We start from the raw sequence: 14612 nt of genomic DNA on the forward strand, positions 1-14612 counted from the left end.
GCGCCAAATAATGCGGACCAGCAAGGAACATTACCGTGAACTGGATATTGCTATTTGGAGAATTGCGTATGTCCAGCTCCTGGATTCCTCGGCAACGACAGCTACGGTTTCGGGTCTGGGTCGTTGCTGTTAGGTTCGAGGGTCGGATTCCGATCGAACCTCATGCGCCGTACGGTATCCAGATATTCCTGGTTTCTATTGTGCGGCGTAGGTAGTCCCGGCCTTGTCCTTCGGCTTTGTTGAGCCAGTTAGGCAGCCGACCATTGTTGACCCATGTTGCTTTTCGATTGCCCTCGGAGGCTTTCTCAACCGCAGCACTGCCTTCGCGCGAGTCGAAATACCAGGCAGCTGCAACGTCATCGTGCTCGGCCAGTGTTTTAGCCAGAATATTGCGTTCACAGCTGACTACACTGATCACGCCCTACGGTTCGTTCATAGCCAGTGTCACGTGACGCGACTTGGTGCAATGAATAAGCCCATCGAGTTTGCCGGTTTGCGCTGCATAATAGAATATGCGGGGCAGCGCGGTTTCAAATTCTTCTTCCGTTTTTTTCTCGCAGATGCTGGTGCTTTCCACCAGCCTTGCTACGAAATCCGTACGGCGGGCAATGAGCACCACGGGGTCGCCTGCTCGCACTTTCATGCAGTCTCGATCAAGCAAATGGCCATGCAACGTGCTGTTGAAACGCATCTTGTCGTCTATGAGAGCAAGTACGGTAAAGTTCGCACGGCCCGCTTTGCATGCATGTCCGATTTCACGTCAATCGTTTCGCGTTAGAGGTGATGACAACCAACGCTATGGCGGATTTGCCAGAGGCAGGGCCTCTTTCGATGAGGCGAACTGCTCTTTTTAGATTTGAATGAGCTTCAACGTTTTCTTGTTGAAGCTCTTCGCCCTGTATCTGTTCCTCAATGTGTGAGGGTAACGCTTACTACTAGCCGTTGCCAACGATGCTCTGCTCAAGAAGCTTAAGCGCATCCTTTTTGGTGAGCTCGGTCGGATTCCCGCCTGCAGTCGGATCGACAATTGCCATCTCGGCGATCAAATCCTTGCGCGCGTCGTCCATCTCCAGTCCCTTGATGAATTCCGGCAATGTGTTCGGCACGCCAAGGTCCTTGCGCAGCTTCACGATGGCAGCGACGAAACCGTCGAAACCGCCCGTGATGCCGAGATAATCCGCAAGACGCTCAATCCGCTTTTCGATAGCAGAGCGGTTGTGGTGCAGCACATAAGGCATGAAGACGGCATTGGTCATGCCGTGATGAGTGTCATACAGCGCGCCAATCGGGTGCGACAGCGAATGGATCGCGCCAAGCCCTTTTTGGAAGGCGGTTGCGCCCATCGCGGCAGCGGCCATCATATTGGCGCGGGCCTCGATGTTGTTGCCGTCGGCATAGGCCTTGGGCAGATTTTCGAATACGAGGCGGATGCCTTCAACCGCAATGCCATCCGCCATCGGGTGGAAGCCCGGTGCGCAATAGGCTTCAAGGCAATGCGCCAATGCATCCATGCCGGTGCCAGCCGTGATGAAAGGCGGCATGCCGGTGGAAAGTTCCGGATCGGCGATAACGGTAACCGGCAGCATTTTCGGGTGGAAAATGACCTTCTTCGTGTGGGTGGCTTCGTTGGTCAGCACGCCAGCACGGCCTACTTCGGAGCCTGTGCCTGCGGTGGTTGGAACGGCAATCACCGGCGCGATGGCATTGCTGTCGGCGCGGGTCCACCAGTCGCCAATATCTTCGAAATCCCACACCGGACGCTTCTGGCCAGCCTGAAAGGCGATCAGCTTGCCAAGGTCGAGCGCCGAGCCGCCGCCAAAGGCGATGACGCCGTCATGCTTGCCATCCTGGAAAACCTTGACGCCCGCATAGAGATTGCTCTCGACCGGATTGGGCTTCACATCGGAAAAGACCCCATACTTGACATCTGCCGCATCGAGAATGGCCAGCGTGGACGCGACCACGGGAAGTTTCGCCAGACCCGGATCGGTGACGAAAAGCGGACGCGCAATGCCTGCCGCCTTGAGAACGGCTGGTAGTTCCTTGATGCGGCCCGGTCCGAAAAGAACGGTGGTCGGGAAGTTCCATTTAGCGGTCAGTGTCGTCATATCGATTGCTTTCAAAGTGGGGCAGAACAGGGATCAGATCAGATTTTTTCACGCAGGTGGAAGGATTTCGGCCGGGTCAGATTGCCGTAGCCAATCGGCGAAAGGGACGCGCCCTTGCCGGTATCCTTGACACCCGTCCAGACAAGTCCGGGATCGAGATAATCGCAGCGGTTCATGAAAACCGTGCCCGTTTCAATGCGGTCACCGAGCGCTGCAGCCCGGTCGGTGTCCTTGGTCCACAGTGAAGCGGTCAGTCCATAGATGCTGTCATTCATCAGGGCGAGCGCTTCCTGATCGTTGCGCACTTTCATGATGCCGACAATAGGGCCGAAACTCTCTTCGCGCATGACGCTCATCTGGTGATCAACATGGGTGAGCACTTCCGGCGCGATATAAGGCGAGCCGGCCACATCATGATCGACCTTCATGTTCACATGTGCCTTGGCGCCCTTGCGCAGCGCTTCGGCCTTCTGCTCGCGGATGAGATCGGCGAAACGCGCCTGCGCCATCGGCCCAAGCGTCGTGCCAGCATCGAGCGGATTGCCGACAACATATTGGCGCGTCAGATCGATGAAGCCGTCGACAAAGCGATCATAGACATCTTCATGCACATAGATGCGTTCGATGCCGCAGCAACATTGACCCGAATTGAAGTAAGCGCCATCGACCAGATTGGCCACGGCATGGTCCAGATTGACGTCCGGCAGGACATAGGCGGGGTCCTTGCCGCCAAGTTCCAGCCCCATCGTCATGAAGGTGCCTGCGGCTGCCTTTTCAATGGCTCGTCCGCCGCCGACCGATCCGGTGAAATTCACATGGTCGACCGTGCCCGAACCCAGCAGTTTTTCGGTGGATGCATGATCCAGAACGACATTCTGGAAGACACCCTTGGGCAGCCCGGCCTTCTCGAAAGCCTGTGCGAAGCGTTCGCCAGCCAGAAGCGTCTGCGTTGCATGTTTGAGGATAACGCTGTTGCCTGCCATCAGGGCCGGAATGATGGTGTTGACGGCGGTGAGATACGGATAGTTCCACGGCGCAATCACCAGCACGACGCCAAGCGGCACATGTTTGACATAGCGGCGGAAGCCGTCTTTCGGCGCTGGGAGATAAGGTTCCAGCGCTTCCCCGGCAATGTCGATCATGTGCTGGCCGCGTTCTTGTACGCCGCCATTTTCTCCGCCGTAACGGGTTGGACGCCCCATCTGCCATGCAATCTCCGGCACGATTTCGTCCTGCATGGCGGCAAGCGCTGCAAGCGCAGCGCGGCAATAACGCGCCCGCTCCGTTATGCTCAATTCGGCCCAGGCAAGTTGTGCCGCGCGCGCGGCAGCAACCGTAGACTGGATGGCGGTTTCACTCAAAAATGGGCGCTCGGCATAGACCGAACCGTCGATAGGCGAGATAATCTTGGCGGTGCCGCTCATCGGGCATGTCCTTCATATGTCATTCTAGATGGTGGCCGGTCAGTAGCGCTCGAAACCACGATGCAGTTCCCAATCGGTGACGCGGCGGTCATATTCGATCTGCTCCCAATGGGCAGTGTGGACATAATGGCTGACCACTTCCTCACCGAGCGCCTCTTTCAGGAAAGACGAGTTTTTGAGAGCAAGGGCGGCTTCGCGCAGCGTGTAGGGAATTTCCTTCAGCTTCACCGCGCCATAGGCATCGCCCACGAAAGGTTCTTCCAGTTCAAGCTTCTCGTCAACGCCCTGAAGCCCGGCGGCGATCAGCGCTGCGAAGGCGAGATAAGGATTGAGGTCGGCCCCGCCGATACGGCATTCAATGCGGATCGCCTTGGTGCCTTCGCCGCAGAGACGGAAGCCCGCCGTGCGGTTGTCTTCGCTCCATGTGATCTTGGTCGGCGCAAAGGTGCCTGCCTGAAAGCGCTTGTAGGAATTGATGTAAGGCGCGAGAAAATAGGTGTAGTCGGTCGCATATTTCAGCTGGCCCGCCACCCATGACCGCATCAGTGGAGTCATCGTATGTGGCGCCTTCGGGTCGAAGAACAGCGATTCCTTGCCGTCGGCGCTCCAGATCGAATTGTGCACATGGCTGGAACTGCCAGCCTTGCCGTAATCATATTTCGCCATGAAGGTGATGCACTTGCCGTGCTGTTCGGCAATGTCCTTCATCGCGGTCTTCATGATCACATGCCGGTCGGCCATTTCCAGCGCCTCGGCATAACGCACATTCAGTTCTTCCTGACCCGGCCCCCATTCGCCCTTCGAATTCTCGACGGGAATGCCTGCCGCAGCCAGTTGATTGCGCATGGCGCGCAGAACCGGCTCTTCCTTGGTGGTGAGGTGGATTACATAGTCCTGCACGTAGGGCGAGGCTGTTTCCATGGCCTGCCAGTGCTTGTTGCGGGCCGTCCTGTAGGTCTCGTCGAAAATATAGAATTCCAGCTCGGATGCGAAATAGGCGCGATAGCCGCGCTCATGCAGGCGGGCGAGCTGCTTTTTCAAAATAGCGCGTGGCGAATGGGCCAGATCGTGATGGTGGTGATCCTGCACGTCGCAAAGGATGATGGCGGTCTTTTCCAGCCATGGCGCAAGCCGGATGGTGGAAAGGTCGGGCTTCATGACGAAGTCGCCGTAACCCTTGTCCCAGCTTGCGGCCTCGTAGCCCGGCACCGGTTCCATGTCGATGTCGTCGGCAAGGAGATAGTTGCAGCCATGGGTTTCATCATAGGCGGATTCCACGAAGAACGGCGCATAGAAGCGCTTGCCGATCAGGCGCCCCTGCATATCCACGATGCAGGCGAGAACCGTATCGATATCTCCGGCGGAAACGGCTTTCTTGAGTTCTTCAAACGATAGGGATCCAGCCATTCTTGTGCTCTCCAAAAATTATCCGATGGGAAACTCTGGCCGGATGAACCGGCCAGAGTTGCTGGTTAGTGGGCAGTTTCGCCGACGGCCCGTTCTGCGGCTGCGATTTCAGCCGCACGCTTGGCGATCCGGTCGCCGACAGGCGGGCCCTGGAAGCGCTTGTTCTCGACGGTTACCCATAGAACACCGGCAAGCAGGACGAAGCCGACGACAATCCAAAGCACCTTGTCGTTTGGCGGTTGCACGGCGATGTAGAAGATCACTGCCGTGCCGACGACCGACAGGAATGTCACCAGCTTGTAGAGGCCGCCCGACATCGCCCACGGTCCCGGGTGAGGCCATTTTGGCGTGCCATAGGCGAAGATTGCCAGCACGAGCGGAATGGTGAAGGACAGGAACAGGAAGACGAGCGTCGAGTTGACGACAATGGTGTAGAGATTGGTGCCGCCAATGGAGACGAACTGCGCCGCGAAAACATAGATGATTTCGAGGAAGGCAGCAGTCCAGATCGCAGCAACCGGCGTGCGGTATTTCGGCGAAACGCTGGCAAGCGTCTTGGAGCCGATCGGCATGCCGTCATCGCGAGAGAAGGCAAACAACATGCGCGATGCGGACGTAACCGTCGCCAGACCGCAGAGAAGCTGCGTGATGACGATGGCGAAATAGATCACATTCTTCAGCGGTCCGGGCAGGATGGCGTCCATTGTGCCGAAGAACATGCCCCAGCCTTGTGCGGCTGCTGCATTCATGTCCGGGATCGCCAGCGTGATGGCGCAGATCATGATCCAGCCGACGAGCGAAGACCAGAACACTGCCGATACGATACCGCGCGGAACCGTATGAGCCGCCTTGATGGTTTCCTCGGATGTATGCGCCGAGGCGTCGTAACCGGTAATCGTATAGACCGGCAGCAACAGGCAGAGCAGGAACAGGTAGCCCATATTGTCGCTTTGCGGGAAGACTTCGCCGCCTGCCGCACCGGAATAGTTGGTGAAGGTCCACAACCGCGAAAAATCCAGCGCCGGCGCATAGACCAGACAGCCGATAACCAGAACGGCGGTGGTGACGAAGATGATATAGCCCGAAATGTCGGTCAGGAATGTCGTGACCTTGATGCCGAGATGGTTGAACAGGGCCTGCCCGATGGTGATGATCGTGACGAAGAGCACGATATGCCCGGCCGAGGTATCCATGCCGATAAGGTGGCCGAACGTCCCCTGAAAGAAAAAGGCCGTGCCGATATTGATCGCGCCCAGAACGGTGATCAGCCCGAGCAGGTTGAGCCATGCGGTCAGCCAGCCGGTGAAACGGTTACCGAGAATGGACGCCCAGTGATAGAGGCCGCCAGCGGTCGGGAAGGCCGAAGCGATCTGCGCCATCGACAGGGCGAACATACCGGAAATCAGACAGCCGACAATCCAGCCAATACCTGCGCCAGCGCCGCCTACAGAAGAAATGGCCTGCGCGAAGGAGTTGATACCGCCAGACAGGATACAGATGATAGAAAATGAAATTGCGAAGTTCGAAAATCGGCTCATGGAACGCTGCAATTCCTGAGCGTAACCCATGCCATGCAGGACTTTGATGTCCTCGCTTTTATCTTTATCGGAGTAATCTGAGCTCATGGTTGTTCCCCTTTGATCTCTGCTCTCTACTCACTCATGCGGATGGTACTTTCAGTCTTCTTCTCTTGTCATAAAACCTGATCAGGCTTTCAGGTTGCGGAAGATTTCCGCAAGCCGCGAAGCCCATGCTGTCTGCGCCTTTGCATCAGCGATTTCGTTATTGCGGATTTCGATCATGGCGCAGGGCGCATTGCGCGGGCGCGCATGGCGCTCCAGCGTATAATAGACGCGGTCGGAAGGCGCGTAAGGCTCGTTAACGCCCACATTGAGCGCGGAATCCTGCTTCAACGCCGCAATCAATGGCGCGGCGATGCGTTCATCCGCGTCGTGAATAATGCCGATCTGCCAGGGGCGGGCCACATCGCGATAGACCGGCGTAAACGAATGGATCGTGACGATCCATGATGGCAGGCCGCGTGCTGCGCGCGCCGCAATCAGTTGTTCGATGCGCGCATGAAACGGACGATGCGACATGTCGATTCGCGCCGTGCGTTCAAGCGAGTTCAGTTCGTGATTGCCCGGAATGACCGTCATTTCGCTGACCTCCGGAATGAGGTCCGGCGCGTCGAGCGGTCGATTGCAATCGATCAAAAGGCGCGACAGGCGCGACTCGACAAGCGGCGCATCAAGTGCCGCGCTCAGATGCCGTGCAACCTCAACCGCACCGGGGTCCCAGGCGATATGGGCGCTGAGGGCGTCCTCGCCCAGACCCAAACCGTCGAAACGTTCCGGCACATGATTCGAAGCGTGTTCGCAAACGAAAAGCCAGGGGCTTTGCCCTGTTTCGTTGACGACAAAAACCGGCTCATGCGAAGCCGGGCGTTCCTCTCGCTCGTCCGCCATCTGTCTGTTCCCTGCGCTGTAACTTATGTTACGTTTTTTGGATTTCTGCGCTATTGCGGATTATTTGATACGCCGTATGATAATTTGTCAAATATAATTTGGCTCACAATTCACAACTGTTGTCGGGTCGAAACGTCGAATGGAAAACGCCTTGTCGGAAAGCGCCAGCGTCGCAGAACGCATCAACGAACGGATCGATACGATGCCCGCCGGAGAGCGGGCAGCAGCCCAGACATTGATCGCCAATTATCCGATGCTGGGGTTAAAGACGGTGGCCGAATTTTCCGCGCAGGCGGGGGTCAGCTCACCGACGATCCTGCGTTTCGTGAACCGGCTCGGTTTCCAGAACTATCCCGAGTTTCAGGCGCATCTGCAAAACGAACTTGCAGCGCAATTGCAGTCGCCGCACCATCGCAACGAAAACTCGGACAAAAGCCCGGATACTACCTATCCGGCAGTGGAACACACGCAGGAAAATATCCGTGAAACGTTCCGCCATCTTGGTGCCAAGCAGTTGCGGCAGGCGGTGGCAGCACTTTCAAACGCCAAGGGCAATATTTATCTGATCGGCGGTCGCTTCACCGACCCGATCGCGCAATATATGACGGCGCATATGACGATCATCCGTCCGCATGTGTTTCATCTTGGCGGGCAAGAGAGTATCTGGCGCGACCGTTTGCTGGATATGGGCAAGCGCGACGTGCTCGTCGTTTTCGACATTCGTCGCTATCAGGACAGTCTCCTGAAGCTTGCGGAAAAGGCGCGGGCGCGAGGCGTGGAGGTCATTCTTGTGACCGACCAGTGGCTGTCGCCAATTGCCCGTGTTGCGCGCCACGTGCTGGCTGGCCGTACGGCTGTACCCTCCGCATGGGATTCGTCGGCGGCCCTGTTCGTACTGGCCGAAACCCTCATTCGCGAAATGACGCGGATGCTGGAAAAGGACAGCGCCGCACGCATTGCCGAACTGGAAGGATTGCGCTGATTTTGCTGAAACAGCGTTCAACTCGTTTCAAAAGTGTAACTTTACGTTACTGGGTAGTCGAGAAAATCTATTTAAGTCATTGCTAACGTTGCGTTAGGTTCTGGTTCCTCCCAACCAGAAAATATCCAGAAATTATTAGCAACATGGCTACGACCTATTCTCTTCCGGATTTATCCGGCATTCTCCCCGCGCGCAAAATAAAGGTAGGAAAAGCTGGCTTCGCCGATCGCTGGCGCATGCTTTTTCTGGCGCTTATTTTCCCCGTCATTTCGTTCGTCGTGGCCTGGGCCTGGGGTCCGGGCCTCTATGCGGATTATCAGATCAAGCAGGATCCGGTGGTGATCGAAGATGCGACCATTTTCGACGGCAATTGCCGGACCAAGAAGATGATCACCGACTGCAAGGCCAACATCTCCTATGAGTATGAAGGCGAACGCCTGATCAAGTCCGTCGATTTCTCTTTCGTCAGCTTTTCAAGCGGCGATTATGAAACCGACGTCGTGATGCAGAAATCGCATCCTGAAAATGTAACGCTGTCGCTGGCTCTCGATGAGTTCTGGAACCGCCTGACGGTGGGCGTCGTCCTGCTTGGCATCATGCTTGGCTGTTCTGTCCTGTTCATCAAGCGTTTTCTCAACATTTCGAAGACGGTCGGCGCCGCGAAAAGCAAAGCGGAATTGCAGCTCTACTGGGCGAAAATTCTTTCGCGCAAGGACAGCATGGGCAAGTCGCGCATCGGTTACAGCCCGCTGACCGGTGTGAAAAAGCCGCCGCATATCGTGACCGTTTTCGGCAAAAAGGAAGCGCCTTTCTTCCACTATGACGAAAAGAGCGACGAGACATTCGGCGTTGTCGCTGCGCATCCGGATGGCACACTGCCGATCCTTCTCGATGAGCAGCTTGAACGCCTCGAACTGACGCCTGAAGAACGGGCAAAGGCGGGAAACGCGCTGGGCAATCTGGCGACTGCATAACAACAAAAAGCGCCGCCTGAAAACTGGCGGCGCTTAGCTATTCAAGTATAGACGCGGCAGGCTTCAGTCGGCTAAGCCGCAAGCGCGTAGAAACAGCGTCGAGACTTCTTTTTCGATGCGCTCGAAATCCAGCGGGTCGTCCTTGCCGACTTCCATCATGCTGCGCACCTGCGTTTCAAAATCGGCATAATGCTGCGTCACCGCCCAGATATGCATCTGGAACAGCAGCGGATCGACCGGTTTGATACGGCCGGTATCCACCCATGACTGGATCAGTTTGACTGCGCGATGGGTGGCGGTGACATGCTTGTTCCAGTGGCGGCTAAGATAGGGCGCACCATTGGCTATTTCGGTGGTGAAAAGCCGCGACGCTTTAGGGTTCTTCTGGCTGTAGTCGAGTTTCGCCCGGATATACTGGCGGATCACCTTGGCCGGATCGTCTTCCGCACTGGCATCGAGGAAGATATCCTCCCACTCATCGAGGATGAAGACGATAATGTCCTCGTAGAGTTCTTCCTTGCTGGAAATATAATAATGCAGCTGCGGCTTGGTCAGGCCGGCGCGTTGCGCAATGCCTTGGGTCGATGCGCCAACCAAACCTTTTTCCGCAAATTCATCGATAGCAGCGGTGCGGATCGCGCCGAGAATGCGCCGCCGGCGGTCGAGAACCTTGTCCCGCCCGGTCGGCTCGATGTCATCATTCTCGTCGTCGATCGTCATGTCTTTAACCGTGGTGGCAGGGAAGCCGCCAGACATTTCAGAAATGCGGGCAACTTTCCGTTTTCGTGGGGAGCCTTACTGGCCCAGCTGCTTCTTGATGTCGAGGCCTGCGCCCTTGTTGACGAAGGCGTCGGTTGCAACCTTGCTCATGTCGAGTTCTTCACCACTGACGATGCCGGACTTGCGCGCCAGCTCGTAGAACGACTTGACGCGGCTCATGTCGATTGCGCCAATGCCCTTGGTGAGAGCGTCGCCGCTATCGATGAGTTGCAGTTCCTTGAGATTGGCCAATTCTGCGTCGAGCGTTTCCTTGCTCATATCCGCATTGTCCTTGAGGATCATCTCATAGGCCTTGCTGTGATCGCCATACATGAAGTTGACCCAGCCTTCGATGGAAGCCGTCACGAAACGCTGTACGAGGTCGGGATTCTTGTCGACCAGATCCTGACGCGTTTCGATGGTGTTCGCATAGGTGTTGTAGCCCTCGTCGGCGAGCAGGAACGTCTTGACCTTTGCGCCTTCCTTGGCCGCATAAAGCGGTTCGGCGGTGGCATAGGCCTGCTGCACGGTCTTCTTGTCGCCGAGGAACTGGGCGAGGCTATAACCATAAGGGCGAAGCTGTTCGTCCTTGAAGCCGAACTCCTTCACCAGCCAGGGCCAGAACGAGAACTGGCCGTCCTTGGAAATCAGGATCGTCGGTGCGTTCACCAGATCCTTGAAGTCCTTATATTCGCCGTCATGCGCCATCAGGGCCTGCGGGTCCTTCTGGTAGAAGGCAGCCACAACTGTGGTCGGAACGCCATTGGCGACATTGTTGAAGGACAGAAGCAGGTTGCCGGTGAGCAGGAAGTCGAGGCGGCCTGCGGCCAGCATCGGACGGTTGTTGACCTGCGGTCCGCCCATCTCGATCTTCACATCGAGGCCGTATTTTTCATAAGTGCCATCGGCGAGCGCCTGATAGAAACCGCCGTGACCGGCCTGCGCCAGCCAGTTGGTGCCGAGCGTCACCTTGTCGAGCGCAAAGGCCATCTGTGCGGAAAGGCCAAGCGAGAAAGCGGCGACTGCCGCAAAGAGTGCTTTTTTCATTGTTGTCGTTCCCCTGTTATCAGTTCGAAAGTGCCATGTCGGCGGTCCAGCCGCGCGTTTTGCCGGGATTGAGCAGACCGTAAGGATCGGCCAGTTTCTTGAATTCGATTTGCACGCCGTCGATCTCCTTCATGCCGCCATCCTCGATGGTATAGGCATGGGGATCGTAGATGTCGCAACCGTCGACCTGTTCAAGCTCGCCGATGAGGCTGTACATCGCGTCGCGGGTTTCGAAGCGCACCAGCGGCAAGCCGAAAATCTGCACTTCGCCTTCAAGGCGCGCCATTTCATGGTGCATATATTGCGTGTCGCCATAACGTTCGATCTGGCGATTGACCAATGCCGGGTCGAAGGGGCGCGGATAGGCAACCTGAAGATAGGTCCAGCCCGGTTCCGCCTTCAGGGCCTGAAGCGTGGTGTGGTTCCATCCGCATTCATAGGCAGGCTGAAGGCCAGCCTTGTGCAACTCGTCCAGCGTCATGGAGAACGATACCCGACCGTTGAATTCGGTCGCGAGTTCTGCGAAGCGCTCGCGCTCCTCCGGCGCAATCATGGCGAAAACGGCATCCTTGTCGGATGGGAACAGATCGCCGAACTTGGTGTAGAAGCGCGCAAAGCGCCGATCCACGGTGGTCAGCAGATAGCAATCCAGATTTTCTTCCAGCGCCTTGAGGCAGAAGTTCAGCGTTGCTTCATAGCTGTCGAAGAGCGCAGCGGTATGGATCCAGTCGGTCGCCTTGGTCAGCCCGATTTCCAGCTCCAGAATGATGCCATTGGTGCCATAGGCGTGCTGAACCTTGTGGATGTCGCGGCCTGTCAGCTCGATGATTTTCGGTTCCGGCTCGACAGTCAGGACCTTGACCGAATAGACATTGCCGTCATCGCGCAACATGCCGTGGCGCAGCGAGCCGATGCCGCCCGAACCGCCGGAGAAGAAGCCGCCAATGGTGGCGATGCGGCGGGTGGACGGATACATCAGCAGTTCCTGTCCGGTTTCGCGCACGGCATCGTCAAGACGCGAAATGCGTGCGCCGCCTTCAACGCGCACTTTGCCCGGCTCAATGGCGATGATGCGGTCGATCTTGGTCATGTCGAGAATGACGCCACCTTCAAGGGGCACGCACTGGCCATAATTGCCGGTGCCGCCGCCGCGAACCGTGATCGGAATACGCAGTTTCGCGGCTGCTGCCGCCACGCGGCGCACTTCGTCCTGATCCTTCGGAATAACGACGAGGTCACCGACATAATGGCCGATATCTTCGGTCAGGATCGGGCTGTACCAGAAGTAATCGCGGGAGCGCAGCTCGACTTGCTTGGGGTCGTCATAGATGCGGATGCCGTCGATTTCGGCGCGGAATGCGGCCCAGTCATAGATGCGCTGCGGGGCGACAGAATTCATGGGTTTCTCCCGTAAACATGGTCCGAGACAATGCCGTCGCGCCAGATACGGCGGAGGGCTTGGGGACGGCTGATGAGATCGTTGAGGTCTTCGGCGTCGTGCCAGATGAAATTGGCGGCACCACCTGCTGACAGCGCCTGCACGCGCTCGCTCTGGATCAGGCGGGCGGGCAGGGTGGTGATGCTGTCGAGCCATTCTTCCGGCTCCAGATGGCAGACAGGCGCTGCAAGGCGCAGGATCGCAAGCGGATCATAGTCGCCATAAGGGTAGAAGGCATCGCGCACATTGTCGGAGCCAAGCATGGCTTCAACACCCGCCAGACGCGCTTCTTTCAGCGGCGCTACACCACGAAGGCGCGGCGATTTTCCGCCGATCCGGTCTTGCAGATAGAGATTGGTGGTGGGCAGCGAGACAAGCGCGACGCCCGCTTGCGCGGCGGCATCGAGAATACGCGTCAGTTCTTCCACCGTTCGCAGCGAAAGCGAGCAGGCATGGCCACACAGCACGCGGCCCGCCATGCGATGGCGACGGGCGGCGTCCACGATCAGTGAAAAGCCGTCGGCTTCAACATCCAGCCCTTCATCGACATGAAAGTCGAGATCGAGATCGTTTTCGACAGCGAGACGGAACATTTCCTCGATCTTGGCGGCAAGATCGGCATTGCGATAGAAGAACGCGCCCAGCACGCCGCCATCGGCTTTCACCCGGGCCGCGATATCGCGCCCGGCTTCCAGCACCAGATCGCCATGCACGAGGGCCGCGAGTTGAAGGTCGATGCGGTCTTTCCATTCGTGACGCAGTTCGTTGAGAACCGGCCATGCGGTCGGAACTTCCGGGCTGGTCCAGTCGACATGGCTGCGAATAGCGCCGACGCCTTGCGCGAAAGCCGCCTCAAGGCCGCGTGTGGCGCGGGCGCGGATATCATCGGCATGCCAGTTCTGGCGGTCGGTATTCATCAGGTCTATGGCGTCGAACAGGCATTCGACCTTGGTGTCGCCGTTCTGCGCGATGCGCTGGATCGTGAATGTCTTGTCGAGATGCACATGTACATCGGCCAAAAGCGGCGTCACACACCCGCCGCCGGTTACCTGCGACGGCGTGATCGCGGCAATGCGGCCATGCTCGACATGCAGGTCATATCGGCCCGGGCGGCCTGCGATGGCAACGCCTTGTAGCGTGTCAGCGGGCTTCATCTTAGCGATCTCTGCGGATTTCGCTTTCGTGCCAGCGTCCAAGGACAAGGCGCGACAGCCAGCTGGTGATCAGGAAGATCACGATGCCGAGCAGCGAAACAAGGAAGAGCGCTGCAAACATGCGCGGGATTTCATTGCGGAAGCTTGATTCAAGAATACGCGATGCAAGGCCGGTGCTCTGTCCTGCGGTGCCCGCGACGAATTCAGCCACCACAGCGCCGATCAGCGACAGGCCGCCAGCGATTTTCAGGGCCGCCATGAAATACGGCAGAGCGCTTGGAGCCAGCAGATAGCGCAGGCGCTGCCACGGCGAGGCACGATAGAGCTTGAACAGATCGCGCAGATTGTGGTCGGCGCTGCGAAGCCCGATCACTGTATTGGACAGGATCGGAAAGAAAGCGACAATCCACGCGCAGATGAGCAGCGCCGAGAAAGTATCGCGTACATAGATCAGGATAAGCGGTGCAATGGCGATTACCGGCGTCACCTGAAGGATGACGGCAAAGGGGAAGAATGCCATTTCAATCGGTCGCGACAGCGCAAACACCATGCCCAGCAAAACGCCGCCAATAATGGCGCAGGCCAGCGAGATCAGCGTCAGCTTGACGGTGAACCACATGGACGCCATGAGTGACGGACCGTCCTTGAAAAGCGTTTCGGCAATCAGCGACGGGGCCGGGATCAGGTAATGCGGCACTTCATAGAAGCGCACCAGACCTTCCCAGATGCCGAGCGCGATGATGATCGCCAGCGTCGGCATGAGAATGCGCAGGGTGCGCTCGCGCCGGGCGAGACGATCCTGTTCGGAATTGAGGACTGGCAGTTCGTTTTGCATCTGGTTCATCTTCTCG

Annotated in this window: 14 protein-coding genes; 2 read left to right on the top strand and 12 right to left on the bottom strand. The window is 57.5% G+C overall.

Features of this window, described 5'->3' with window-relative positions:
- Positions 1–160 precede the first annotated feature (160 nt).
- The 7 genes from FHW03_RS05750 to FHW03_RS05780 form a co-directional block, all read right to left on the bottom strand.
- Entirely contained in the window at positions 161–418 is a 258-nt protein-coding gene (locus FHW03_RS05750) for a hypothetical protein (RefSeq protein ID WP_182519749.1), read from the bottom strand.
- 3 nt (positions 419–421) lie between these two features.
- The gene (locus FHW03_RS05755; protein ID WP_182519750.1) at positions 422–643 is read right to left on the bottom strand and encodes a hypothetical protein; all 222 of its coding nucleotides are present in this window, start codon (positions 641–643) and stop codon (positions 422–424) included.
- 292 nt (positions 644–935) lie between these two features.
- Positions 936–2108 (bottom strand): iron-containing alcohol dehydrogenase, encoded by a 1173-nt coding sequence (locus tag FHW03_RS05760; RefSeq protein WP_182519751.1) that lies wholly within the window; start codon positions 2106–2108, stop codon positions 936–938.
- 38 nt (positions 2109–2146) lie between these two features.
- Positions 2147–3532: an aldehyde dehydrogenase family protein gene (locus FHW03_RS05765; protein ID WP_182519752.1), complete on the bottom strand. Its 1386-nt coding sequence runs from the start codon at positions 3530–3532 to the stop codon at positions 2147–2149.
- A 39-nt stretch (positions 3533–3571) separates the two neighbouring features.
- Positions 3572–4939, bottom strand: a complete 1368-nt coding sequence (locus tag FHW03_RS05770; RefSeq protein ID WP_182519753.1) for a glutamine synthetase family protein — start codon at positions 4937–4939, stop codon at positions 3572–3574.
- A 65-nt stretch (positions 4940–5004) separates the two neighbouring features.
- Positions 5005–6564, bottom strand: a complete 1560-nt coding sequence (locus FHW03_RS05775; RefSeq protein WP_182519754.1) for an amino acid permease — start codon at positions 6562–6564, stop codon at positions 5005–5007.
- An 81-nt stretch (positions 6565–6645) separates the two neighbouring features.
- Complete coding sequence (locus FHW03_RS05780) at positions 6646–7407, bottom strand: N-formylglutamate amidohydrolase (RefSeq protein WP_182519755.1); 762 nt, start codon at positions 7405–7407, stop codon at positions 6646–6648.
- A gap of 139 nt (positions 7408–7546) precedes the next feature.
- Here FHW03_RS05780 and FHW03_RS05785 point away from each other — a divergent pair, with 139 nt between their 5' ends.
- A complete protein-coding gene (locus FHW03_RS05785; protein WP_182519756.1) occupies positions 7547–8389 on the top strand; it encodes a MurR/RpiR family transcriptional regulator in 843 nt (280 codons plus the stop codon).
- 143 nt (positions 8390–8532) lie between these two features.
- Complete coding sequence (locus FHW03_RS05790; protein WP_182519757.1) at positions 8533–9363, top strand: hypothetical protein; 831 nt, start codon at positions 8533–8535, stop codon at positions 9361–9363.
- Positions 9364–9426: 63 nt separating this feature from the next.
- On the opposite strand, the gene FHW03_RS05795 is transcribed toward FHW03_RS05790, so the two are convergent.
- The 5 genes from FHW03_RS05795 to FHW03_RS05815 form a co-directional block, all read right to left on the bottom strand.
- On the bottom strand, positions 9427–10083 hold the full coding sequence (locus tag FHW03_RS05795) for a TetR family transcriptional regulator C-terminal domain-containing protein (RefSeq protein ID WP_182519758.1): 657 nt from the start codon (positions 10081–10083) through the stop codon (positions 9427–9429).
- A 75-nt stretch (positions 10084–10158) separates the two neighbouring features.
- Positions 10159–11169: an ABC transporter substrate-binding protein gene (locus tag FHW03_RS05800; protein WP_182519759.1), complete on the bottom strand. Its 1011-nt coding sequence runs from the start codon at positions 11167–11169 to the stop codon at positions 10159–10161.
- A 19-nt stretch (positions 11170–11188) separates the two neighbouring features.
- A complete protein-coding gene (locus tag FHW03_RS05805) occupies positions 11189–12568 on the bottom strand; it encodes an FAD-binding oxidoreductase (RefSeq protein WP_182519760.1) in 1380 nt (459 codons plus the stop codon).
- Positions 12565–13761: an amidohydrolase family protein gene (locus tag FHW03_RS05810; RefSeq protein ID WP_182519761.1), complete on the bottom strand. Its 1197-nt coding sequence runs from the start codon at positions 13759–13761 to the stop codon at positions 12565–12567. Before FHW03_RS05810 ends, FHW03_RS05805 begins: the two co-directional genes overlap by 4 nt.
- 1 nt (position 13762) lies before the next feature.
- Positions 13763–14605 (bottom strand): ABC transporter permease, encoded by an 843-nt coding sequence (locus FHW03_RS05815; RefSeq protein WP_171058738.1) that lies wholly within the window; start codon positions 14603–14605, stop codon positions 13763–13765.
- Positions 14606–14612 lie beyond the last annotated feature (7 nt).

This window comes from Ochrobactrum sp. RH2CCR150 (assembly GCA_014138095.1).
Lineage (GTDB): Bacteria > Pseudomonadota > Alphaproteobacteria > Rhizobiales > Rhizobiaceae > Brucella > Brucella gambitense.